This is a genomic window from Aeromonas sp. 2692-1 (genome assembly GCF_013085505.1).
In the GTDB taxonomy this organism is placed as follows: Bacteria; Pseudomonadota; Gammaproteobacteria; order Enterobacterales; family Aeromonadaceae; genus Aeromonas; species Aeromonas hydrophila.
Genome location: NZ_CP038513.1, coordinates 4,377,615 through 4,398,660, shown reverse-complemented (window position 1 = coordinate 4,398,660; position 21,046 = coordinate 4,377,615). Strand labels below are relative to the sequence as shown.

20 protein-coding genes are annotated in these 21,046 nt (G+C 62.7%); 6 read left to right on the top strand and 14 right to left on the bottom strand.

What is annotated here, in order from left to right; all coding sequences use genetic code 11:
* Positions 1 to 123: 123 nt before the first annotated feature.
* From E5E97_RS20425 to E5E97_RS20410, 4 genes are all read right to left on the bottom strand, one after another.
* Positions 124 to 3,393, bottom strand: a complete 3,270-nt coding sequence (locus tag E5E97_RS20425) for a transporter substrate-binding domain-containing protein (protein ID WP_171280935.1) — start codon at positions 3,391 to 3,393, stop codon at positions 124 to 126.
* Positions 3,394 to 3,556: 163 nt separating this feature from the next.
* On the bottom strand, positions 3,557 to 4,324 hold the full coding sequence (locus E5E97_RS20420; RefSeq protein ID WP_011706806.1) for a class III extradiol ring-cleavage dioxygenase: 768 nt from the start codon (positions 4,322 to 4,324) through the stop codon (positions 3,557 to 3,559).
* Between the two features lie 385 nt (positions 4,325 to 4,709).
* The gene (locus tag E5E97_RS20415) at positions 4,710 to 5,180 is read right to left on the bottom strand and encodes an FKBP-type peptidyl-prolyl cis-trans isomerase (RefSeq protein WP_044800446.1); all 471 of its coding nucleotides are present in this window, start codon (positions 5,178 to 5,180) and stop codon (positions 4,710 to 4,712) included.
* 157 nt (positions 5,181 to 5,337) lie between these two features.
* On the bottom strand, positions 5,338 to 6,492 hold the full coding sequence (locus tag E5E97_RS20410; protein WP_171280934.1) for a Na/Pi cotransporter family protein: 1,155 nt from the start codon (positions 6,490 to 6,492) through the stop codon (positions 5,338 to 5,340).
* A 248-nt stretch (positions 6,493 to 6,740) separates the two neighbouring features.
* Between E5E97_RS20410 and E5E97_RS20405 the strand changes: the two genes are divergently transcribed.
* Positions 6,741 to 7,121: a hypothetical protein gene (locus E5E97_RS20405; protein ID WP_171280933.1), complete on the top strand. Its 381-nt coding sequence runs from the start codon at positions 6,741 to 6,743 to the stop codon at positions 7,119 to 7,121.
* A gap of 98 nt (positions 7,122 to 7,219) precedes the next feature.
* Here E5E97_RS20405 and E5E97_RS20400 read toward each other — a convergent pair whose 3' ends face one another.
* The 6 genes from E5E97_RS20400 to E5E97_RS20380 form a co-directional block, all read right to left on the bottom strand.
* Complete coding sequence (locus E5E97_RS20400) at positions 7,220 to 8,563, bottom strand: APC family permease (protein ID WP_044800444.1); 1,344 nt, start codon at positions 8,561 to 8,563, stop codon at positions 7,220 to 7,222.
* Positions 8,563 to 8,712: a hypothetical protein gene (locus tag E5E97_RS20395; RefSeq protein WP_162837661.1), complete on the bottom strand. Its 150-nt coding sequence runs from the start codon at positions 8,710 to 8,712 to the stop codon at positions 8,563 to 8,565. The genes E5E97_RS20400 and E5E97_RS20395 overlap by 1 nt, the downstream gene beginning before the upstream one ends.
* A 358-nt stretch (positions 8,713 to 9,070) precedes the next feature.
* Positions 9,071 to 10,414, bottom strand: coding sequence for an APC family permease (locus E5E97_RS20390; RefSeq protein ID WP_171280932.1), 1,344 nt, complete (start codon positions 10,412 to 10,414; stop codon positions 9,071 to 9,073).
* Positions 10,411 to 10,536: a hypothetical protein gene (locus E5E97_RS23725; RefSeq protein WP_254902341.1), complete on the bottom strand. Its 126-nt coding sequence runs from the start codon at positions 10,534 to 10,536 to the stop codon at positions 10,411 to 10,413. The genes E5E97_RS20390 and E5E97_RS23725 overlap by 4 nt, the downstream gene beginning before the upstream one ends.
* Before the next feature lie 235 nt (positions 10,537 to 10,771).
* Complete coding sequence (gene gabT / locus E5E97_RS20385; RefSeq protein ID WP_171280931.1) at positions 10,772 to 12,061, bottom strand: 4-aminobutyrate--2-oxoglutarate transaminase; 1,290 nt, start codon at positions 12,059 to 12,061, stop codon at positions 10,772 to 10,774.
* Positions 12,062 to 12,210: 149 nt separating this feature from the next.
* Positions 12,211 to 13,674, bottom strand: a complete 1,464-nt coding sequence (locus tag E5E97_RS20380) for an NAD-dependent succinate-semialdehyde dehydrogenase (RefSeq protein ID WP_017410731.1) — start codon at positions 13,672 to 13,674, stop codon at positions 12,211 to 12,213.
* A 310-nt stretch (positions 13,675 to 13,984) separates the two neighbouring features.
* Between E5E97_RS20380 and puuR the strand changes: the two genes are divergently transcribed.
* Together puuR and E5E97_RS20370 are read left to right on the top strand one after the other, a co-directional pair.
* A complete protein-coding gene (gene puuR / locus E5E97_RS20375; RefSeq protein WP_171280930.1) occupies positions 13,985 to 14,596 on the top strand; it encodes an HTH-type transcriptional regulator PuuR in 612 nt (203 codons plus the stop codon).
* Positions 14,597 to 14,647: 51 nt separating this feature from the next.
* Positions 14,648 to 15,925 (top strand): FAD-binding oxidoreductase, encoded by a 1,278-nt coding sequence (locus E5E97_RS20370; protein WP_135319287.1) that lies wholly within the window; start codon positions 14,648 to 14,650, stop codon positions 15,923 to 15,925.
* Between the two features lie 95 nt (positions 15,926 to 16,020).
* On the opposite strand, the gene E5E97_RS20365 is transcribed toward E5E97_RS20370, so the two are convergent.
* From E5E97_RS20365 to E5E97_RS20355, 3 genes are all read right to left on the bottom strand, one after another.
* Positions 16,021 to 16,500, bottom strand: coding sequence for a hypothetical protein (locus E5E97_RS20365; protein ID WP_171280929.1), 480 nt, complete (start codon positions 16,498 to 16,500; stop codon positions 16,021 to 16,023).
* A complete protein-coding gene (locus tag E5E97_RS20360; RefSeq protein WP_171280928.1) occupies positions 16,497 to 16,745 on the bottom strand; it encodes a hypothetical protein in 249 nt (82 codons plus the stop codon). The genes E5E97_RS20365 and E5E97_RS20360 overlap by 4 nt, the downstream gene beginning before the upstream one ends.
* An 83-nt stretch (positions 16,746 to 16,828) precedes the next feature.
* Entirely contained in the window at positions 16,829 to 17,203 is a 375-nt protein-coding gene (locus tag E5E97_RS20355; RefSeq protein WP_171280927.1) for a winged helix-turn-helix domain-containing protein, read from the bottom strand.
* 969 nt (positions 17,204 to 18,172) lie between these two features.
* Here E5E97_RS20355 and E5E97_RS20350 point away from each other — a divergent pair.
* The gene (locus tag E5E97_RS20350) at positions 18,173 to 18,514 is read left to right on the top strand and encodes a DUF805 domain-containing protein (protein ID WP_011706795.1); all 342 of its coding nucleotides are present in this window, start codon (positions 18,173 to 18,175) and stop codon (positions 18,512 to 18,514) included.
* Positions 18,515 to 18,583: 69 nt separating this feature from the next.
* On the opposite strand, the gene E5E97_RS20345 is transcribed toward E5E97_RS20350, so the two are convergent.
* Complete coding sequence (locus E5E97_RS20345; RefSeq protein WP_011706794.1) at positions 18,584 to 19,084, bottom strand: SRPBCC domain-containing protein; 501 nt, start codon at positions 19,082 to 19,084, stop codon at positions 18,584 to 18,586.
* A 186-nt stretch (positions 19,085 to 19,270) separates the two neighbouring features.
* Here E5E97_RS20345 and E5E97_RS20340 point away from each other — a divergent pair, with 186 nt between their 5' ends.
* Together E5E97_RS20340 and E5E97_RS20335 are read left to right on the top strand one after the other, a co-directional pair.
* Positions 19,271 to 19,693, top strand: coding sequence for a GNAT family N-acetyltransferase (locus tag E5E97_RS20340; RefSeq protein ID WP_171280926.1), 423 nt, complete (start codon positions 19,271 to 19,273; stop codon positions 19,691 to 19,693).
* A gap of 416 nt (positions 19,694 to 20,109) precedes the next feature.
* Entirely contained in the window at positions 20,110 to 20,520 is a 411-nt protein-coding gene (locus E5E97_RS20335; RefSeq protein ID WP_017410727.1) for an H-NS family nucleoid-associated regulatory protein, read from the top strand.
* Positions 20,521 to 21,046 lie beyond the last annotated feature (526 nt).

Sequence of the window (21,046 nt, the reverse complement as noted above, 5' to 3'; positions counted from 1 at the left end):
AAGGCGCTGAGGGCCGGCGCGAGCATGCGAGGGTGTGACGGGGATCGGGCTGGCAGGAGTGGGGTGGATACGGCTGGAGCGGATAGGGTTGGAGCACTGCCCCGCGCCATCCGGCCCAGATAATCAGACCGGGCTCAGGGCGCCGGCGCCGCTCTGCTCAAGGCTGGCCAGAGCCGTGCGCAGCCGGGCCAGGCCGATGGGCTTGTAGAGGCACTCGTCCATGCCGGCGGCCAGGCAGCGCTCCCGCTCGCGCGCGGTGGCGTGGGCGGTAAAGCCCCAGATGGGCAGGGTGTGGCCGCGGGCGCGCAGGCGGCGGGTCAGCTCGAAGCCATCCATCAGCGGCATCTGGCAGTCGGTGATGATGAGAGAGAAGTCCTGATTCTGGATGGCCCGCAGCGCCTCGGCGCCGTTGCCGCGCACGCTCACCTCGTGGCCCAGGTGTTTGAGCTGCTGGCGCAGCAGCACCTGGTTGGCGTGGTTGTCGTCCACCACCAGCACCCGCAGCCGGCCGGCGGCGGCCGGGGGTGAGGGGCGCTTGGGTGAGGGCACCATGGCCGATTCGGCATCGAGCGGCGCAGGCAAGGGTTCGCACTCTAGTGCTGGCGCCAGCGGGGTGAGCGGCAGCCGGATCCTGAGTTCGGTGCCGGCGCCAAGCTCGCTGCTGACCGCTATCTTGCCCCCCATCAGCTGGCACAGCATGCGGGCGATGTTGAGACCCAGACCCGTGCCGGCGAACTGGTAGGGGTCGTGGGCGCGGTAGAAAGGGTTGAACAGCCCGGGCAGCTTGTCGGGGGCGATGCCCACCCCGCTGTCGCGAATAAGCAGGTGCAACTGGGGTTGCTCCGCGCTCCCCACTAGGCTGGCCTGCAGGCTCACTTCCCCCCGCTCGGTGAACTTGATGGCGTTGCCGAGCAGGTTGAAGACGATCTGGCGCAGGCGCGGCCCGTCGATCAGCACCCGTGGCAGGGGATCCAGCTCGACCCGGTAGTTGAGCCCCTTCTGTTCGGCCATGCCCGCAAAGGCGCGGGCCACCGATTGCAGCAGCGGCGCCAGCTCGCACGGCTCGGGGGCCAGGGTCAGCTGGCCCGACTCGATGCTGGAGATGTCCAGCACGTCGCCGATGAGATCCAGCAGGCCGTTGGCGGATTCGGAGGCGATGCGCAGTTGCTCGCCGGTGTAGGTGGCGAGGGCGGGATCCTGGCTTGCCAGCTCCAGCATGCCGAGGATGGCGTTCATGGGGGTGCGGATCTCGTGGCTCATGGTGGCCAGAAAGTCGCTCTTGGCGCGGCTGGCGCGGTCGGCCTGCTCCTTGGCGCGGCGCAGCGCCTCCTCCATGGTCTTGCGCTCGGTGATGTCGATCCAGCCGTTGATCACCCCGCTGATGGCGCCGCGGTAGTCAAAGTAGGGCACCATCCAGTGGTAGACGAACTGGCGCGGGCCGCGCTGGCTGAAGATGCGATCCGACAAGATGGGGCTGCCGCTTTGCAGCACCTGCTGAAAATCCTGCTCCAAAGTGGTGATGGCCTCGGCGCCCAGCAGCCCCTTGAGCCCCTCGGCAAACGAGGTGCCGAGCACCCGCTCGATGGGGGCGTTGAGGATGGCCAGGTACTTGCTGTTGCAGAGGATCACCTTGCCGCGCTTGTCGCGCACCACGATGGGGTGGGGCAGACTCTCGCCGAGCGCCTCGATGAAGCGCACGTGCTCCTCCAGCTGGCGGCGGGAGGCCTGCTCCGAGCGGGCCAGCCGGTTGAGCATGCGGTTGCGGTAGAGCAGCAGCAGGGCGACGGCGAACAGCCCGGCCAGCAGCAGGTAGAAGTAGGGGGCGTTGCGCTCCATGAAGGTGGGGGCCGGCAGTTTGCGGTTGCGCCACTGGTAGCTCATGGTGGCCAGCTCGTTGGGGGCGATGGAGAGGATGGTCTTGTCGATGACATCCATCAGCATCCGGTTGCCCGGCAGGCTGGCAAAGCCCATCCGGATGGGCTGGTTGTCGGCGGGGCCGGCGATGCGGATCTGGCTGAGCCGGCCGCACTCCACCGCATGCTGGGCAAAATAGAGCGGCACGATGGCGGCGTCGAGCCGGCCGTCGTCGACCGCCGCCATCGCCTCGTCGGCGCTCTCCAGATAGCTGACCCGGCTGTTGTCGAGCCGCCGGGCGATGGGGTTGTAGTGGGTGCTGCCCACCCGCTTGCCGGCGAGCTGCGCCAGATCGCCGCTCAAGGCATCCCCCTTGCGGGCCACCAGCACATAGATGTCGTCGGTGGCATAGGGCAGGGAGGGGCGCAGCCGGTAGCTCTCGGCCACCGGGCGGGAGATGGCGCCGATGAGATCCAGCTCGCCCCTGAGCAGGGCCTCGTTGCGCGCCAGCTCCGAGCCATAACTGACGAACTCGAAGCGCAGGCCGGAGCGCCGGCTGATCTTCTCCAGCATCTCCACCGACATGCCGGTGAGCTGGTTGTCGTAGTCGCGCACCCCGTAGGGATAGAGATCGTCCATCAACCACACCCTGACCGGGCCGGCCGTCGCCAGCCAGGCGAGCTCCTCTGCGCTGTAGAGCTCGCTGGGGCGCTCGACGATGTCGCGGATGGGGCCGTTCCACTGGCTGAAGATGAGGCTGTGGGTGATGTCGCTCACCCCCGCCAGGGCGTGATTGAGCAGCGCCAGCAGCCGGGGGCTGTCGGCGGAGACCGCAAATCGAAAGCCGTCCGCCGCGATGGCGGGCTGCGCCTGGCTACGCTGCCGGATCTTGTCGAAGCGCTCGCTGTTGAGGTAGTGCAGGGAGTGGGGATCGCTTAGCAGCAGTGGCTCGCGACCGAAGAAGACCGCATCGAAGGCCGCCACGTTGGAGGGGTAGTTGACCAGCACCAGATCCGGGTAGTAGCGCTTGAAGGCGGCCTCGTCCACATACCCCTGCACGGTGGCGACCCGCTGGCCCGGCAGCAGCAGCGGGCCCTGTTCGGCGGCGAGCGCCGAGAAGACGGGGGCACTGCTGAAATAGCGCTGGCTGAGGGCGATGCCCGCCTGGTCGGGGCCGCTCAGGCTGAGGTTGCCGAGATTGACGAGGTCAAGCTCCCCCGCCCGCAGCGCCGCCAGTGCGCTGCGCTTGTCGTCGAACACCCGCAGTTCGACCGGCTTTTGCAGGGTCTTGGCGACGATGTCGAGATAGTCGGCGGAGATCCCCTCAAAGTGCTCGTCCGGCCCGATCATGGCGAACGGGCGGTAGTCGTGGCGCAGCACACCGACGCGCAGCAGCTGGTGCCGGGCCAGCCACTGCTGTTCGGCCGCCTGCGTGGGGGCCGGGCTGCTCTGCAGGTAGTGACGGCTGTGCAGGGTGAGCGCCTGGGCGCAGAGGGGAAACAGCAGGCAGAGCAGCAGCAGGGGTCGAATAAGGTTCATTGCCGGCTTGTGCCCCTCCCGCTGGTCAGATGGTGATCGAAAGCGGCGATTCTACCGAAGAGCGGCGGACAATGAACCTTTATTCAGCAGTTTGTCAGTGCCGGCGCCATAAAAAATGGCGGGAAGCGACCCGCCATCTTGCGTTGTCTGGCACTGCCAGGGCTCAACCGAAGCGGTAGGAGCCCATGTAGAGGCTGCCGCCATCCCAGCTGTCGTGCAGCTTGACCGGCTTGTCTTGGCCGGCGGCGCCGAGCGCCACGAACAGCGGGCGCAGGTGATCGTCGTGGGGATGGGATTCCACCGCCCCCGGCGCCCGTGCCCGGTAATCTTCCAGCGCGGTCCGGTCACCCTCGCTCATGGTCAGCTCCAGCCAGTTGACGAAGCTGCGGGCCCAGCCCGGCACCGGCGAGTTTTCCGGCCCCAGCGCCCGCAGGTTGTGGGTGATGGCGCCGGAGGCCAGGATGCCGATCCCCTGGGCGCGCAGCTGTTGCAGCGCTTCCCCCAGTTGCCACAGCTGGCGCGGGGTGAAGCTGGCCGGGATGGAGAGCTGCACCAGCGGGACGCTGCTGGCGGGATCCATCAGCGAGAGCGGTGACCAGACCCCGTGATCCAGTTCGCGGCGCACCGGCTCGGCGGGCAGCCCCGCCAGCAGCAACTGATCGCTCACCGCCTCCTGCAGCCAGAGCGGGCTGCTGGCCGGCCAGCGGATGTGGTAGAGCGGCTCGGGGAAGCCGTAGAAGTCGTACATCAAGGCCGGATTGGGCTCGACGTTGATCTGCAGCTCGCTGCGGGTAAACCAGTGGGCCGAGATGACCACCAGCCCCTTGAGATCGCCAAGGCGCAGATTTTTGAGGAAATGGGTCGCCGGCTGGTCGCGCAGAACCAGATCCGGGGCGCCATGGGAGATGAACCAGACGGGGGCGATAGACATGACAGACTCCATATGCGTTGTGCCGGTGCGCGGCGCACCGAAAACTGTGGGTCAGGGCGACATGCCACTGACGATATGGTCATTATCTGCCCCGATAATGAAGTTAACAATCCAGCTTTATGAATAAGCACTGTTCACTATTGGTTGATAGTGATAGGTGGGAAGGAGGGGATCACCAATAACAAGGCCGGCGTAGTGGCCGGCCTTGAGAAAGGCTGAAAGCGTCTTGCCCCACAGCCATCAGTTCATCTTGATGCGGATTTTATCCCTAACAGCGCCACCTCGCAGGTCAGCACGGGTGCTGGGTGGGATCTGACCGGTTTATTGAATACCCAGCAGTTCCACGTCGAAGATCAGCACGGGCGCTGGGTGGGATCTGACCGGTTTACTGAATACCCAGCAGTTCCACATCGAAGATCAGCACGGATCCCGGCGGGATCTTGCCGGCGGCGCGATCGCCGTAGGCCAGGTTGGCAGGGATGTAGAAGCGGGTCTTCTCCCCTTCCACCATCAGCTGTACCCCTTCTGTCCAGCCGGCGATCACCTGATTGAGGCCAAACTCGATGGGCTCGCCGCGGGCGACCGAGCTGTCGAAGACGGTGCCGTCCAGCAGCTTGCCTTCATAGTGCACCTTCACCTTGCTGCTGGCGGTGGGGTGAACGGTGCCGGTGCCCGGGGTCAGCACCTCATACTGCAGGCCGGAGGCGGTGGTGGTCACCAGGGGTTTTTCCTTGTTGGCGGCGAGGAACTCGGCGCCCTTGCGCACGTTTTCCACGGCTTGCTTCTTGTTGTTGCTGCTCGAGTAGAAGTAGTAGGCGACGCCGGCAACCAGCAGCGCGATCAAAACGAATTTCATCGGGTATCCCTATGTCGTGAAATGCCGAGAGGGCAGTGAGAGCGGCATCTTATCCCAGCCGGGGGGCGAGGGCGAGCCGGCGGGCGGCAAGATGTGACTGGACGGGCAAAGCTAGAGCCGGGGCCGAGGGACGCAGCGCATCCCCCGGCCCCCGTCGTTACTTGGCGGCCACCATCATCAGGGCGGGCAGGGCGAAGAAGAGGCCCGCCACGTAACCGAGCGCCAGCAGCTTGTTCTCGCTGCCGACCCGGGCAAGCCCCTCGGCCGCCTTGACCGGCAGCTCGCGCAGGAAGGGCACCCCGTAGATGAGCACCACGGCGAACAGGTTGAACAGCACGTGCACCAGGGCGATGGTCAGCGCCAGCTTGGCTCCGGCGCCGCTGATGGCGGTGGCGGCCAGCAGGGCAGTGATGGTGGTGCCGATGTTGGCGCCCAGGGTGAAGGGGTAGAGCTGACGGGTGCTGAACACGCCGCCGCCGGCCAGCGGGATCATCAGGCTGGTGGTGGTGGAAGAGGACTGCACCATCACGGTGACCAGGGTGCCGGAGGCGATGCCGGTCAGCGGACCGCGGCCCAGCGCACGGTGCAGCAGATCCCTGGCACGGCCCACCAGCACCCGCTGCAGCACCTTGCCGAGCCAGGTGACGCAGCCGAGGATCAGCAGGATGCCGATGCAGATGGTGGCGATGGCGGGCCCTTTGCCCGGCAGGAAGGCCACCAGGCCGTCGATGAAGGTGAGGGCCGGGGAGAGCAGCGGTTTCATGAAGTCCATCCCCTGCATCGACATGTCGGCGGAGCCCGCCAGCAGGTCGGCCAGCGCCTCGGCGCTCTTTTGCAGCAGGCCGAACATCAGCTCCAGCGGCAGGAAGATGAACACCGCCAGCAGGTTGAAGAAGTCGTGCACGGTGGCGGCGGCAAAGGCGCGGCGAAACTCGCCCCGATCCCGGATATGGCCGAGGGAGACGATGGTGTTGGTGATGGTGGTGCCAAGGTTGGCGCCCATCACCATGGGGATGGCCATGCCGATGGGCAGGCCGCCGGCCACCAGGCCGACGATGACCGAGGTGACCGTGCTGGAGGATTGCACCAGGGCGGTGGCCAGGATGCCGAGCAGCAGGGCGACGAAGGGGTTATTGGCGAAGGCGAAGATCTGGGCCGCGCCATCGGCACCGCCGGAGAAGCCCTTGAAGCCGTGGGAGACGGCGCCGACAGCAACCAGGATCAGGTAGATCAGAGTGATGACAGCGAGCCAGTTGAACAGTGGGCCGGTACGACGGGTCTGCTGTTGTGCGAAAGATGGGGTGCTGTGCATGAAGCCTCTTGGGACAGTCTGCGTGAAAATGGACGGGCGCATTAGACCAAGGCTCCATGACAGAAATATGACAAAGTGACACTTTTGTGATGCTTTGATGACATGAAAGGCGGGGCCCATTGGACAGGAGATGTCGGAGCAGGCCGGGATCCCGGCCGGTTTGGCCGCAGATCCCCCGCGCGGCTTGCAGCCGGGAGTCAGGGCGCTATGCTGCCCCCTTTCCTTCCCTCAACGAGAGTGATGTTGTTATGCGTGCATGGGTGCTGTGTCTGTCCCTGGGTCTGCTGTCTGCCGGTGCGCAGGCGAGCGTGTTCAAATCCGAGTGCAACCTCGACAAGGCGGTGAAGAACGAGGCGCTCAACGCGACCCTGGGGGTCAAGGGCAACTGCGATACCGACAAGCTGGTGCGCCAGCAGAAAGAGAAGGCCAAGGCCGAGGTGAAGAAGAACACCACGGACGTGCTGGACCAGAAAACCGCTGGCCTCAAAGAGGGCAAGAGCCAGCTGCAGGGGACCCAGCAGAAGGTCAATCAGGCCGGTCAGCAGCTCAAGCGGACCCAGCAGGATGTGAAGGCGGTGGCCAAGGATCCGCTCAAGGCGGCCGCCACTGCGGTGATCAATCAGGGCTGATCAGCCTGCCTGCTTTGGGCGGGGCCGCGAGCGCGGCGTGCGCAGCAAGAAGGGGAGCCATGGCTCCCCTTCTGCATTTGTGCTTATTCTTGCCGCCCTTACTGGGTATCGGCCGCCTCTTCGTACTGACGGAAGGGGATGCGGAACACCGCGAGGCGCAGGAACAGATAAGTGACCCCGAGGCCGGCCCAGATAAGGCCCAGCTCCAGCGAGCTTTGCTCCAGGTTGATCCAGAGCGCGCCTATGGTGGCGGCGCCCAGCAGCGGCAGCACCAGGAACAGCAGGTGCTCCTTGAGGCTCTTGTTGCGCTTCTCGCGCACCCAGAACTGGCCGATGACCGACAGGTTGACGAAGGTGAAGGCCACCAGGGCACCGAAGTTCACCAGCGCCAGCGCCATGTCCAGATCGAACGACACTGCGGAGAGCGCCAGGGCGCCCACCATCAGCACGTTGATGGCCGGGGTGCGGAATTTCGGGTGGATGTAGCCGAACACCCGCTCCGGGATCATCCGATCGCGCCCCATCACGTAGAGGATGCGCGACACGCCAGCGTGGGCAGCCATGCCGGAGGCCAGCACCGCGACCGTGGTGCACACCAGTACCACGCTCTGGAACAGGGTGCCGCCGACGTAGAGGGCGATCTCCGGCAGCACGGCGTCCGGCTCCTTGAAGCGGGCCAGATCCGGGAAGTAGAGCTGCAGGAAGTAGGAGACGGCCACGAAGATGATGCCGCCGATCAGCGCGGTGAGCACGATGGCGCGCGGGATCACCTTGCCGGCGTTGGGGGTCTCTTCGGAGAGCGAGCTCAAGCCGTCAAAGCCCAGGAACGAGAAGCAGAGGATGGTCGCGCCGGTAAACAGCGGCACCATGCCGGCCGACTCGAAGTGGAACGGCCGGCTGCTCAGCAGGGTCGCCGCCCCTTCACCGTGATAGATGCCCCAGCCCATCAGACCGAGGAAGACGGTGATGATGGCGAGCTGGATGAAGACGATGACGCCGTTGAAGTTGGCCACCAGATTGATGCCGCGCAGGTTGAGGAGGGTCATCACGGTCACCAGACCGAAGATGAAGATCCAGGGTTCGACGCCGGGGAACATGGCGGTCAGGTAGATCTTGGCCAGCAGGATGTTGATCATCGGCATGAACATGTAGTCGAGCAGGGAGGACCAGCCGACCATGAAACCGATGTAGGGGTTGAACACCTTCTGGGCATAGGTATAAGCCGAGCCCGCCGAGGGGAAGCGGCGCACCAGATGGCCGTAGCTGAAGGCGGTCAGCAGGATGCCGCCGAGCGCCAGCAGATAGGCGGTGGCGACGCGGCCTTCGGTAATGTCACCGACGATGGCAAAGGTATCGAATACCGCCATGGGTGTGAGGTAAGCCAGACCCATCACCACTACCTGGAAGAGGGTGAGCGTCTTGAGCAGCTTGGCACCGGCCATCACGCTTTCTCCTCTGCGATCGCCAGGTCGGCGAAGGGGGACGGGATCAGGGACGCAGCGCGTCGCTGGACACAGGGGACGCCGGTCTGCGGCACAGACGGGTGGCGTACGCCGGCGGGCACCGGCAGGAAAGCAGTGAAATGCCCCATGTTTTTCCTCACAACGTCGGGAGATTGCCTGGCAATCTCGATATCAATTCCGGTACAAAGTCCGGCCTCTTGGTGAATGTGGTTTTCCCCTAAAAAACGAAGAACCGATGCTGCAAAAAACATCGGCTCTCAGGGGCGGCGTATTGTGCCCTCAGGGGGGGGAGGACACAAGCAAAAAAGCCCCGGTCGGGGGATTTTGTTGGCCTGGGTCAGGTCGGGCTGCGGCACCGGGCTGGCAGCCAGTGTTGACGGGGGCTGCAGCGACGCAGGTCACGCGCGAAAAAGGCTGTTGCGCAGGGCTGACAGGGGTAAAAAAAAAGCGCCCGCAGAGGGCGGGCGCTATGAACACAAAGAAGGCTTAAGAGGCGTCGGTTTCGGGCCGGCGAAGCTGGACCCGGAACACGGTGAGGCGCAGCAGCAGATAGAGGGCGCCGAGTGCGGCCCAAATCAGCCCCAGTTCGAAGGAGGCCGGCTCCAGGTTGAGCCAGAGCACGCCGATGCAGGCGGCTCCGCACAGGGGCAGCAGCAGGAACACCAGATGGTCCCGCAGCGTCTTGTTGTGACCGAGCTTGAGGTAGAAGTGGGCGATCACCGCCAGGTTGACAAAGGTGAAGGCCACCAGGGCGCCGAAGTTGATCAGCGCCAGCGCCATCTCCAGGTCGAACGACACCGCCGAGAGGGCCAGTACCCCCACCAGCAGCACGTTCAGGGCCGGGGTCTGCCAGGTCGGGTGAACGTAGGCGAAGAAGCGGCTCGGCAGGGCGCGATCCCGTCCCATCACGTAGAGCAGGCGCGACACGCCGGCGTGGGAGGCGAGCCCCGAGGCCAGCACCGCCACCGTGGTGCAGACCAGCACCACCGCCTGGAACAGCTTGCCGCCCACATAGAGGGCGATCTCCGGCAGCACCGCATCCGGCTGCTGGAAGCGGGAGATGTCCGGGAAGAACAGCTGCAGGAAGTAGGAGACGGAGATGAACAGCACACCGCCGATCAGCGCCGTCAGCACGATGGCGCGGGGGATCACCCGGGAGGCGTCCGGGGTCTCTTCGCTCAATGTGGTAATGGCGTCAAAACCGAGGAACGACAGGCAGAGAATGGAGGCGCCGGTCAGCAGGGGGGCCACATTCATGTGCTCGGAGAAGAAGGGACGGCTGCTCGCCACCGTGCCGAGCCCCTCGCCATGGTAGACACCCCAGGCGATGAGGCCGATGAAGACGGCGATGATGCTGAACTGCATGATGACGATCAGGCTGTTGAAGTTGGCCACCAGCTTGATGCCGCGCAGGTTGAGCAGGGTCATGACGGTGGCCAGACCGAGAATGTAGGTCCAGGGTTCCACGCTCGGGAACAGGGCCTCCATGTAGATCTTGGCCAACAGCATGTTGATCATTGGCATGAACATGTAGTCGAGCAGGGAGACCCAGCCCACCATGAATCCCACGTAAGGGTGAAACACCTTCTGGGCATAGGTATAGGCGGAGCCTGCCGAGGGAAACTTGCGTACCAGGTGGCCGTAGCTCATGGCGGTGAACAGCATACCGATGAGGGCGAACAGGTAGGCGGTGGGCACATGGCCTTCGGTGATCTCGGTGACGATGCCGAAGGTGTCGAACACGGCCATGGGGGTCAGGTAAGCCAGCCCCATGATGACCACGTGCCACAGTTTGAGGCTTTTTTTCAGGCCGACGGGTTGGGCATTCATTGTGCTTTCCCCTCAATCCGGGCCGAAGGGATCAGGCTGACGGTATCAACCTGGGCATAGGGGGCGCCAGAGACGCGGCGCAGACCGGCGTGGGCCGGCAGGAAAGCAGTGAAATACCCCATGGTGTTCCTCACTAGAGAAGCGGGTGTCGTGAGATGGCAACCCATCTCGCTATCATTTCCGGTCGGTTCCGGCCTCGTTGTGGATTTGTTTGCCGCAAAAAAAGAACCTGACTCAGCAAGTGGTCGGTCCTTTGTTGCGGCGGCGCATTGTGCATTCGTGTTGCCCCCTTGACAAGCATATCAAGGGGGCAAAAACGCATTTTTTTGCACTGATGAGCGGATGTTACGGTTCTGATCAGCCCTGGGCTGCCAGCAGGGCCTGTTCGAGCAGATCCAGCCCCTCGTCGATGAGGGCCGGCGAGGCCGTCAGCGGCGCCAGGAAGCGGATGACGTTGGCGCGCACACCGCAGGCCAGCAGCACCAGCCCACGCTTGCCCGCCTCGGCCACCAGCCGCTTGGTGAGGTCGGCATCCGGTCTGGCCGCATCGCGCTGCTTGACCAGCTCCATGGCCACCATGGCGCCGGGGCCACGGATGTCGCCGATGCAGTCAAAGCGCTCCGCCAGCTGTTGCAGGCGGGCCTTGATCTGCTCGCCCTGAGCCTGGGCACGTTGGTTGAGTTGCTCCTCTTCGATCACCTCCAGCACCGCCAGGGCGGCGGCGCAGGCGATGGGAGAGCCGGCATAGGTGCCGCCCAGACCACCCGGCTTGGCGGCGTTCATCACCTCCGCCTTGCCCACCACGGCGGAGAGCGGGAAGCCGCCGGCCAGGCTCTTGGCCAGGGTCATTATGTCCGGCTCGATGCCGGCATATTCGGTGGCGAAGGTCTTGCCGGTGCGACAGAAACCGCTCTGGATCTCGTCACAGATGAGCAGGATGCCGTGCTGATCGCAGATGCTGCGCAGGCGCTGCATGAAGCTGGCGGAGGCGGGGTAGAAGCCCCCTTCACCCTGCACCGGCTCGATGATGATGGCGGCCACCCGGGTCGGCTCGATATCCGAGCTGAAGCAGAGATCCAGCGCAGCCAGCGCATCGGCCTCGCTCACCCCCAGATAGTCGCTCGGGAAGGGCAGGTGATAGACCTCTCCCGGGAAGGGGCCGAAGCCGGTCTTGTAGGGCACCACCTTGCCGGTGAGCGCCATCCCCATCATGGTGCGGCCGTGAAAGCCCCCCTTGAAGGCGATGGTGCCGCTGCGGCCGGTGTGGGCGCGGGCGATCTTGATGGCGTTCTCCACCGCCTCGGCGCCGGTAGAGAGAAACAGGGTGCGCTTCGGGGTGGGGCCGGGCACCAGGGCATTCAATTTCTCCGCCAGCTCGATATAGCCGGGGTAGGGGGTGACCTGGAAGCAGGTGTGGCTGAATTTTTCCAGCTGCGCGCGCACCGCCGCCACCACTTTCGGGTGGTTGTGGCCGGTGTTGAGCACGGCGATGCCGGAAGCAAAATCGATGTAGCGGTTGCCCTCCACATCCCACAGCTCGGCGTTTTGCGCCCGCTCGATAAACACCGGCAGCAGGGTACCGACGCCGTTGACCACGGCCGCTTCGCGGCGCGCTTGCCACGCCTTGTTTGATGCTGACTGACTCATCTTTCCTCCCTGAGGGGCCGGGGGCCCCTGTCTCAATGTGGCGAGGCCCCCTTGGGAGCACTCACTTCGTCCTTGTGAATTGATATGGCTGCGCCGACGGGGGACGGGCCCCTGTTGCAGGCCCGGCCGCCGGCGCAAGATGTGACTGCCTAGCGGATGCCGCCGAAGCAGAGGTATTTGGTCTCGAGGTACTCCTCCAGCCCCTCGGCTGCCCCTTCACGACCCAGGCCCGACTCCTTGATGCCGCCAAAGGGGGCCAATTCGGTGGAGATGATCCCCTCGTTGATGCCGACCATGCCGTATTCGAGCTGCTCGGCTACCCGCCAGACGCGGGCGATGTCGCGGCCATAGAAGTAGGCGGCGAGGCCATAAGGGGTGTCGTTGGCCAGGGCGATGGCCTCGGCTTCGGTCTCGAAACGCACCAGCGGCGCCACCGGGCCGAAGATCTCCTCCTGCAGGATGGGGTTGGCTTTATCGACCTTGCCCAGAATGGTGGGCTGGTAGAAGAGCGGGCCGGCGGGGTGGGCTTCGCCCCCCAGCAACAGCTCGGCGCCGGCGGCGGTGGCCTGTTTGACCAGCTCGGCCACCTTGCTGGCGGCGGCCGGGTTGATGAGCGGGCCTATCTGGGTGCCCTCGCTCATGCCGTCGCCCACCTTGAAGGCCTTGACTGCGGCGGTGAGCTTCTCGGCGAAGGCGTCGTAGATGCCGGCCTGCACCAGGATGCGGTTGGCGCAGACGCAGGTCTGGCCGGCGTTGCGGTATTTGGAGGCGAGCGCGCCGGCGATGGCGGCGTCGAGATCAGCGTCGTCAAACACGATGAAGGGGGCGTTGCCACCAAGCTCCAGCGACAGCTTCTTCATGGTGTCGGCGCATTGGCGCATCAACAGCTTGCCGATGCGGGTGGAGCCGGTGAAGGAGAGCTTGCGCACCGTCTTGTTGTTGCACAGCTCGTTGCCCACTGCCGCAGCCTGATGGCTGGTGACGATGTTGATGACCCCGGCCGGGATGCCTGCCTGCTCCGCCAGTGCCGCCAGCGCCAGCGCGCACAGTGGGGTCTCGGCAGCCGGCTTGATGACGATGGTGCAACCGGCGGCCAGCGCCGGACCCGCCTTGCGGGTGATCATGGCGATGGGGAAGTTCCAGGGGGTGATGGCGGCGACCACCCCGACCGGCTGCTTGATGGTGGCCAGCCGGCGGTCGCTGGAGAAGCCCGGAATGGTGCGGCCGTAGGCGCGTTTGCCCTCTTCCGCGAACCACTGGATGAAGCTGGCGCCATAGGCCACTTCCCCCTTGGCCTCGGCCAGCGGCTTGCCCTGCTCGCAGGTCATGATGCGGGCCAGCTCTTCCTGGTTGGCCATGATGAGCTCGAACCAGGCGTAGAGTCGGTTGCTGCGCTCCTTGGCGGTGAGCGCGGCCCAGCCGGGCTGGGCCGCGTGGGCGGCGGCGATGGCGCGGCGGGTATCGCCCTCGTCCATGTCGGGCACCTGGGTAATGACCTGACCGGTGGCCGGGTTGTGCACCTCGAACCGGCGTCCGCCGCCGGCTTCACACCAGCGGCCATCTATATAGGCAAGGGATTTTATCAGGGAGAGTGCGGGTTGTGATGCTGACATAGATAGCAAGCCTCGATTGTGGGTCAGGGGGCCGGCTCATCCTGTGCCGCCACCGTATAGAATAATAAGCACAGGAAGACCATAAATTGAGCTGAAATGTTTTTCAAGTGTTAAATATATTTGAGTAAACTGTGTCTCGCGTGCTAGAAATGGAGCTGTTGGAGCGATTTTACCGGTTTTTGCGGTGCAGGGTGTGCAAAATAATGAACGGCATGCACTGTGCAGGATAACAAACAGGCCGGTTGGATTGACTCGCTATTTTAACCGGGTGCCCAGCTGGCATCTGACAGGCACACAGGGAGGTGGCCGAATGCAGCAACCACAGGGCGAGACGCGCTGGCAGTCCATGACCGACAACCCCATGACGGACAAGGGGGGCGCGCAGAGCATGGGCGAGCGTCTGGCGGCCACCCGCCGGCGGCTCGGGCTCTCCCAGCGGCGGGTCGCCGAGCTGAGCGGGCTGACCCATGGCGCCATCTGCATGATAGAGCAGGACAAGGTGAGCCCCTCGGTGGCCTCTTTGCAAAAACTGCTCAGCGTCTATGAACTGCCGCTGTCGCGCTTCTTCGCGGAAGAGGAGGGCGGTACGCCGAGCGTGGTGATCAAGGCCGAGCAGCTGATCGAGCTGGGCAGCCAGGGGGTCTCCATGAAGCTGGTGCACAACGGCAACAACCGCCGCCAGCTCGGCTTCATGCTGGAGACTTACGCCCCCGGTACCGACACCGGCGGCCAGGTCACGCATCTGGGGGAGGAGGTGGGTACCGTGCTGGAGGGATCTGTGGTCCTGACGGTGGCGGGCCAGGCCTATCCGCTCAGCGCCGGGGACAGCTACGTGATCGACACGGGCGAGCCCCACAGTTTCAGCAATCCGTCGGGGCAGGTGTGCCGCATCGTCAGCGCCCACACCCCGGCCAACTTCTAGTGCCGAGACATCGTCTCGTTTGGGAAAAGAACCGGTAAGGAAACAGGGATCATGACCGAACATGTAAACAGTTACTACGCAGCCAGTGCCAACAAACACGCGCCCTATCCGACGTTGACCGAACAGCTGGAGTGTGACGTCTGCGTCATCGGGGCGGGTTATACCGGCCTCTCCAGCGCGCTGCACCTGGTGGAAAAGGGTTATTCGGTGGTGGTGCTGGAGGCGGCCCGGGTAGGTTTTGGCGCCAGCGGTCGCAACGGCGGCCAGATCGTCAACTCCTACAGCCGTGACATCGACACCATAGAAGCGAACTGCCCGCCGGATCAGGCCAGGCTGCTCGGTTCCATGCTGTTTGAAGGGGGCCAGATCATCCGCGAGCGGATCAAGCGCTACAACATCCAGTGTGATCTGCAGGAGGGCGGGGTGTTCGCCGCTGAGACCGAGAAGCAGCTGCACGAGCTCAAGGCGCAGCAGGCGCGCTGGGAGAAGTGGGGCAACGACAAGCTGGAGCTGCTCGATGCCGACGGCGTGCGCGAGGTGGTGGCGAGCGATCGCTACGTCGGCGCCCTGCTCGACAAGAGCGGCGGCCACATCCACCCTCTCAACCTGGCGCTGGGGGAGGCGGAGGCCATCCGCTTGCAGGGGGGCAAGATCTTTGAGCAGTCCGCCGTCATCAGCATCACCCCGGGCACGCCTGCGCTGGTCAAGACCGCCAAGGGGGCGGTAAAGGCGCGCTTCGTGGTGGTGGCCGGCAACGCCTATCTCGGCAATCTGGTGCCCGAGCTCGCCGGCAAGAGCATGCCCTGCGGCACTCAGGTGATCGCCACCGAGGTGCTGGGAGAGGAGCGGGCCCGCTCGCTGCTGCCGCAAAACTACTGCCTGGAAGATTGCAACTATCTGCTCGACTACTACCGTACCTCCGGTGATCACCGGCTGATCTATGGCGGTGGCGTGGTTTATGGGGCGCGAGATCCGGCGGACATCGAGCGGCTGATCATCCCCAAGATGCTGAAAACCTTCCCGCAACTGGCGGACGTCAAGGTGGAGTACACCTGGACCGGCAACTTCCTGCTCACCCTGTCGCGCCTGCCGCAGTTTGGTCGCATCGGCCCCAACATCTACTACATGCAGGGTTATAGCGGCCACGGTGTTACCTGCACCCATCTGGCGGGCAAGTTGCTCTCCGAGGTGTTGAGCGGCCAGGCGGAGCGCTTCGATGCGTTCGCCAAACTGCCGCACTACCCCTTCCCGGGTGGCCGCCTGTTCCGGATCCCCTTCACCGCCGCCGGTGCCGCCTGGTACACCCTGCGCGACCGGCTGGGGGTGTGATTGCCAGGCAGTCCATAGCAGCAACAAGGCCACCCCGGGGTGGCCTTGTTGTTTGGCAACTGAGAGATTTGTGAGCCCTGGCGGCGAGTCAGTGGTTACTGCGCTCGCAGCGGGGTGGCCGGCCAGAACTTGTGGTAGAAGTCGAGCCAGCCCTCGAAGTGGCCCTGCAATAGCTCGGGGTGGGGCGAGTGCTGGAAGATGGCGATCTGCTCTGGCGTGATCATCTGCCAGCCGTAGTTGAGGGGCATGCTGAAGGTGCCCTCCACCTGATTGATGTCGCTCAGCGCCGATTGCTTGTCGGGCCGCTCGATGAGGGTGCGATCCGTCACCAGGAAGATGAGCTGGTTGCCGAGCACCGCCTGATAGGCGCTCACCATCCACTTCGCCTTGGTGTAGCGGTCGCGCTCGATGACGGTGAACTTCCCCGCCCGGCAGACGGCGTAGTAATCCGCCTCCTTGGAGGAGAGGTGCATCTCGTAGTTGCAGCCCAGGCTGTTGATGAGCACCAGGCCCACCAGCACCATGCCGGTGGCGCTGAGCCCGAAGAGCAGGCGGATCAGAGCGGCGCGTCTCATGGCTTCTTCTCCTCGAATTTGGCCTGATCTTCCCCGACCATCAGCCAGATCTCGCCGGCAGCCGGAGTGGGCAGACGGGATGCCGCTTTCTGGGTTCGGCAGAGCGTGCCCTGACCGACCGGTTCGCAGCGCACCGAGACCCAGGTCGCGCTCAGGTAGAGACCGGTGAGCAGCAGCAAGGCGAGAAACAGCCCCATCACCCCGAGCAGCAGCCGTTGTTGCCAGCGTGGCAAAGGGATGGGCACGGCATCCCGGGAAGCGGCAGCGGGCACGGCGGCGACAGGCTCGCCCGCCTCCGGCAACGGCGCTGGGTCGGCAGCAGGTTCGCTCAGGGAGGGGGGCTGGTCGTGGGGATAGCCTCCTGCATGGCGGCGGGCGACAACATCAACAGATAGCCCTGGCGGGGCAAGGTGCGGATCACCGCCTCCTGCTCCGGGGTATCCAGATAGCGGCGCAAGTTGGCAATGGCCACGGGGAGAGAGCTGGCGCTCACCGGTCGTCCGTCCCAACCGATGGCGAGCAGGGTCTCCTTGCTGTGCAGGCTGCCGGCATGGGTCAGGAAGAAGTGCAGCAGTCGTGCCTCCGCGGCAGACACACGCACGCTGGTTGGGTTCCCATCATGGGAGCGGGTCAGGGTGAGCTGTTTCGAATCCAGAACAAAGCGACCGAAGGCATGCAGGTGAGGGGCGTGATCCGGATCCATGGCGCGGTGATCGTCTCGCAGATGATGTTGCTTATTAACAGGTAGAGAGTGAAATCTGACGGGGGCGCCACCCCTTGTCAAGGGATAGATGGGAGTCGCAGAGGCTGGCTCCCCACGAGTGTGAGAGGCAGGGGGCAGGCACCGGATGAACAGCTGCTCGCTCCGCGGCTGGATGGTGCCGCTCAATGGACTACATACATGCCGAGCAAGGTGCCAGCACCACTGAAGTGACACGCGAAGAAGGTGTCGTCGCTATGCCAGACGCTTAAAAAGGCGTGCTTGCCATGCTCATTTTGCCAACCATCGACCAGCTGAAATACATATTCAGCCGGTGTGGCAGTAGTTTCAGTTTATCGTTCACCATTTAATTCATTGCGATTGAATGGATTGTTGCTGTCATCATTTCTTTTATTTTTATGATGATGATCAGAGTAATAACCGAGGGCGCCGGCAGCCTCGAATCAGTGGCGCCAACAAGCGCATGATGGCTCTTTATATTCTGGCAGCGGGTGCTGGGAAGGCTTGATGAGATCATCAATGCCAAACGTGTACGCATATTTAAACCCTGTGAGCCTGAAGGGGTTATAACCTGATGTTGTGGCCTGCAGAGTAACAGCCCGGTCCAGTCGAACGCCAACGAAAGATCATTATTAAAAACCATTAAAGTGCATAAAATCAATCAGTTATGTGAATTCCGCTCCATTGCAGTACCAAGTCTGGCGGTGCTGCCGTGTCAGGCGTTGCTGGCCAGCCGGCTGCGGGAAGTGGAGGGCTGGTGCAGTATTGGTAACCAGTGTGCAATGCGAGGTCGCCCGTTAATAGTTTTTAATAATGTTTATTGTATTGCCGGATAGCAGCTCATCAATATATTTTCAAGTTGACTCGATTTGACTCGAATGTTGAAAAATAACGGCAAGAGCAGATTGCCCTTCAACCCATCAGCTATCTGGCAATGCCAAGAGGTAAATAATGAACTGGTATTTCAATGCGTTTAAAAACTATTTCAATTTCAGCGGGCGGGCATCCCGCCAGGAATATTTCATGTTCCTGCTGATCAATACCGTGATATGTGTTGCCCTGTCGCTGGCGTTCAACGCCCCTGAGCAGCTCAATTATCCCTTGGGTGTATATGGCTTGCTGACGCTGATCCCGACCGTGGCGCTGGGGGTGCGCCGCTTGCACGACACCAATCGCACCGGCTGGTATCTGCTGGTGGGGGCCATTCCGGTGTTGGGTTTCCTGATCCTGCTCTTCTTCAAGCTGCAAAAAGGCTCGACTCTGCCCAACCGCTACGGGGCCGCCCTGCTGTAAGCCCGTCTGCACCGACCTTGCATAAAGAAGAACACCGCCAGCTGGCGGTGTTCTTCTTTATATGGGCTCTTATTGAGCCAGGGATTTCAGTTGCTGCTTGTCCGGCGGGTTGTTCCAGTCGATGGGGCCGTGGGTGAAGCGGTATTGCAGGCGGGGCAGGCTGGTTTCCAGCCACTCTTCGCGAAAGTAGGCGTAGCCCTGATCCCAGTCCGGGTCGTTGGCCCAGCCGGTTTGCAGGAAGTAGAGCCGGGTGCCCTGGCCTTCCGGCACGAACCGCAGGCTGACCTGGGTCTTCTGCAGGCGAATGTGGGGCAGGGAGGGCGGGAAATTCCAGCTGAAGCTGAGCAGGTCGTGGGGCATGACGGCCATCACCCGGCAACCTTCGCTGCCACGTTCACCCAGCGGGGCATCGGGTCTGAAATAGATTTCGAAGGGACCATTTGGTTCGGGCACCATCAGGCACTCCGGCGCCAGAAAACTGCGCAGGCCACTCTCGGTTGTCCAGGCGCGCCAGACATCGTCGATATGGGCCGGAACAAAGATGTTGCCTTCTATCTGCTTGTTATCCATAAATCAGCGAGCCTCAAACCATCCATACATGGGACTCAGGCAGTATAGTCCCATGGCTTATGAAATGGACAGAGGTGTGTCACACCCCTGCCATTGCCGAGAGACTATTATGCCCGTGCGATTTGACATGGTGCCTGTGTTCCATTGAGAGTGGGGTCAGGCAGTCACAATGACAAGGACGCTTTGATGATCAGAGTCATGCAAGAGACGGATATTCCCCAGCTGGCGCTGCTGTTTCTCAAAGGGCGGCGGCAAACTTTTCACTGGGTCGATCCCGCTCATTTTAGGCTGGAAGATTTTGACGAGCAGACCCGGGGCGAGCAGATCTGGGTAGCCGAGCAGGGGGGAGCGCCTTGCGGGTTTGTCTCCATCTGGGGAGATGAAAGCTTCGTTCACCACCTCTATGTCTCGGCCGACTGGCATGGGCAGGGGGTGGGGCGGGCCCTGCTGAGTCACGGGTTGGCCTCTTTTCAAAAGCCCGCCTCGCTCAAGGTGGCGACCCACAATACGGCGGCGCTGGCCTTTTATCATCGATTGGGATGGCAGAATACGGCAGAAACCGGTCACTGCGAGATCACCGGCCCCTGGCGGCGGTTGATCCTGGAATAGGGCGCCAGCGCCCTGCGACTGATCAGATCATGGTTGCAGAGCTGTATTGCCGGCAGTAACGAGCGGATGCTGCCGGTAATATATAGTGTCAATCGTCTACCTTGAGTCTCATGTGGGTGAGTCAGGTTTTAACAACCGTGGCCAATTGTAAAAATAGCGGTCGCAACTGTGATGGAAAATATAGCGAGGCACATCTGCGCTATTTGCCATACCCGGTATGGGGAATTGCATGGCAAAAGATGAGCTGGTGTGACGTAATGGGTAATGGCTGAATAAAGTCAGCGGTATATTCAGCCGCTCTTTTTTGTTAAGAAAGTGACAGCGGCTATAAAATCATTATGTTGTCATCAAACAGCCGTGCTATTCTCAAGCTGTGTTATCCCTGTGACAAACAAAAATAATTCTGTGAGGAAGTAATGAACGAGTTTCTGAAAGTTCTGCTGAACATTCGCAGCCTGCGCGCTGCCATCCGTGAATTGCCGTTTGAACAGCTGCAAGAAGCAAAAGAAAAGTTCGAGCTGGTATATAACGAGCGTGCCGAGTCTGTTGAACAAGAGCGTGCCGAACAGGAAGAGCGTCAGCGCAAGCTGAGCGAGTTCACTGAAATGCTGCAGCAGGCCGGTATCGATCCCCGTGAGCTGCTGAACAGCGCCGCCGCCCCGGCTGCCGCTGCTGGTGCGACTAAGAGCAAGCGCGCCCCGCGTCCTGCCAAGTACAAGTACCAGGAAGATGGCCAGGAGAAAACCTGGACTGGTCAAGGCCGCATGCCGAAAGCCATTGCCGAACAAGTGGCACTGGGCAAGGATCTGAATGATTTCCTGATCTGATCCACGGGATCAGTCATGAATGATGCCGCCCATGAGGCGGCATTATTATTTGTGTTCACCAAAAATATCTTCTGTCAATTCCCCAACTCCCCTGATACGACCTTCTTGTGTCGCATTCAGACCAACACTCTGCACGTCAATTGGTCGCCCCATGATTGAATGATTAATTGGATATGGTCGTACTGATGGCTCCCGTGCGCGCTTTTGTTGTCACGTGATCATCGGAATGCCAGCCATATCTGGACTCATATAGCCCGTCAGGTATTAGCTGGCTGGCGATGCGGCAATGGAAAAAGCATTAAGTCAGTCGCAAGGCGTGCCTCTTTTTTGCTCCGCAACTCGCCGGATTTTACGGCGTGGTTATCCACCCTGACCGGGGGAGACTGCTGGTCTGTGGCCAGCAGTGGGTAATAACTGAGCCAATATATTATTAATGTCAGCCGGATCCGAATGTCAGCGTACTTTGCATGGAAAAAGAGTGAGCGGGTCATTTAATCGGTAGACCAGAGCGGTCGACAGGGCAGGA

What these genes read in the sequence shown, in the direction of transcription:
- E5E97_RS20425 (WP_171280935.1), bottom strand. Translation starts at nt 3,393, where the DNA reads ATGAACCTTATTCGACCCCTGCTGCTGCTCTGCCTGCTGTTTCCCCTC.
- E5E97_RS20420 (WP_011706806.1), bottom strand. Translation starts at nt 4,324, where the DNA reads ATGTCTATCGCCCCCGTCTGGTTCATCTCCCATGGCGCCCCGGATCTG.
- E5E97_RS20415 (WP_044800446.1), bottom strand. Translation starts at nt 5,180, where the DNA reads ATGAAATTCGTTTTGATCGCGCTGCTGGTTGCCGGCGTCGCCTACTAC.
- E5E97_RS20410 (WP_171280934.1), bottom strand. Translation starts at nt 6,492, where the DNA reads ATGCACAGCACCCCATCTTTCGCACAACAGCAGACCCGTCGTACCGGC.
- E5E97_RS20405 (WP_171280933.1), top strand. Translation starts at nt 6,741, where the DNA reads ATGCGTGCATGGGTGCTGTGTCTGTCCCTGGGTCTGCTGTCTGCCGGT.
- E5E97_RS20400 (WP_044800444.1), bottom strand. Translation starts at nt 8,563, where the DNA reads ATGGCCGGTGCCAAGCTGCTCAAGACGCTCACCCTCTTCCAGGTAGTG.
- E5E97_RS20395 (WP_162837661.1), bottom strand. Translation starts at nt 8,712, where the DNA reads ATGGGGCATTTCACTGCTTTCCTGCCGGTGCCCGCCGGCGTACGCCAC.
- E5E97_RS20390 (WP_171280932.1), bottom strand. Translation starts at nt 10,414, where the DNA reads ATGAATGCCCAACCCGTCGGCCTGAAAAAAAGCCTCAAACTGTGGCAC.
- E5E97_RS23725 (WP_254902341.1), bottom strand. Translation starts at nt 10,536, where the DNA reads ATGGGGTATTTCACTGCTTTCCTGCCGGCCCACGCCGGTCTGCGCCGC.
- gabT (WP_171280931.1), bottom strand. Translation starts at nt 12,061, where the DNA reads ATGAGTCAGTCAGCATCAAACAAGGCGTGGCAAGCGCGCCGCGAAGCG.
- E5E97_RS20380 (WP_017410731.1), bottom strand. Translation starts at nt 13,674, where the DNA reads ATGTCAGCATCACAACCCGCACTCTCCCTGATAAAATCCCTTGCCTAT.
- puuR (WP_171280930.1), top strand. Translation starts at nt 13,985, where the DNA reads ATGCAGCAACCACAGGGCGAGACGCGCTGGCAGTCCATGACCGACAAC.
- E5E97_RS20370 (WP_135319287.1), top strand. Translation starts at nt 14,648, where the DNA reads ATGACCGAACATGTAAACAGTTACTACGCAGCCAGTGCCAACAAACAC.
- E5E97_RS20365 (WP_171280929.1), bottom strand. Translation starts at nt 16,500, where the DNA reads ATGAGACGCGCCGCTCTGATCCGCCTGCTCTTCGGGCTCAGCGCCACC.
- E5E97_RS20355 (WP_171280927.1), bottom strand. Translation starts at nt 17,203, where the DNA reads ATGGATCCGGATCACGCCCCTCACCTGCATGCCTTCGGTCGCTTTGTT.
- E5E97_RS20350 (WP_011706795.1), top strand. Translation starts at nt 18,173, where the DNA reads ATGAACTGGTATTTCAATGCGTTTAAAAACTATTTCAATTTCAGCGGG.
- E5E97_RS20345 (WP_011706794.1), bottom strand. Translation starts at nt 19,084, where the DNA reads ATGGATAACAAGCAGATAGAAGGCAACATCTTTGTTCCGGCCCATATC.
- E5E97_RS20340 (WP_171280926.1), top strand. Translation starts at nt 19,271, where the DNA reads ATGATCAGAGTCATGCAAGAGACGGATATTCCCCAGCTGGCGCTGCTG.
- E5E97_RS20335 (WP_017410727.1), top strand. Translation starts at nt 20,110, where the DNA reads ATGAACGAGTTTCTGAAAGTTCTGCTGAACATTCGCAGCCTGCGCGCT.